Genomic DNA, 863 nt, shown 5'->3' on the forward strand with positions numbered 1-863 from the left:
GTCTGGGGCCGGGAATGGGATGACCTGCTCACCCGCGACACCGACGGCTCGCTCGTGAAAATCATGAACGAAACCGTCGACGGGGACTACCAGACCTACAAGGCCGAGTCCGGCGGGTTCGTCCGCGAACACTTCTTCGGCAAGACCCCGCAGACCAAGGACCTCGTCGCGGACCTCACCGATGACCAGATCTGGAACCTCAAACGCGGCGGCCACGACTACCGCAAGGTCTACGCCGCCTACAAGGCCGCCACCGAATTCAAGGGCAAACCCACCGTCATCCTCGCCCACACCGTCAAGGGCTACGGCCTGGGCCCGCACTTCGAGGGCCGCAACGCGACCCACCAGATGAAGAAGCTCACCCTCGATGACCTGAAGAAGTTCCGCGACCACCTGCGGATCCCGGTCAGCGACGAGCAGCTGGAGAAGGACTCGTACCGGCCGCCGTATTACCACCCCGGTAACGACGCCCCGGAAATCAAGTACATGATGGAGCGCCGTGCTGCGCTGGGCGGATCCGTTCCGGAGCGCCGCGACACCCACGCCGAGATCACCCTGCCGGACGCGAAGTCCTACGAGGTGGCCAAGCGCGGTTCGGGCAAACAGCAGGCCGCAACCACCATGGCGTTCGTCAGGCTCCTCAAGGACCTGATGCGGGATAAGAACTTCGGCAAGCACATCGCCCCGATCATCCCGGACGAGGCCCGCACCTTCGGCATGGATGCGTTCTTCCCGACGGCGAAGATTTACAACCCCAAGGGGCAGAACTACCTGTCGGTGGACCGGGACCTGGTCCTGGCCTACAAGGAATCCCCCGCCGGCCAGCTGATCCACCCCGGCATCAACGAAGCCGGCGCCGTGGC

At 64.4% G+C, this 863-nt stretch carries 1 pseudogene; it reads left to right on the forward strand.

Features of this window, described 5'->3' with window-relative positions:
- Positions 1–863: pseudogene (locus AC1DIP_RS22210) on the forward strand (pyruvate dehydrogenase (acetyl-transferring), homodimeric type); the annotation flags it as partial.

It is taken from the genome of Pseudarthrobacter sp. 05T312 (assembly GCF_056396685.1).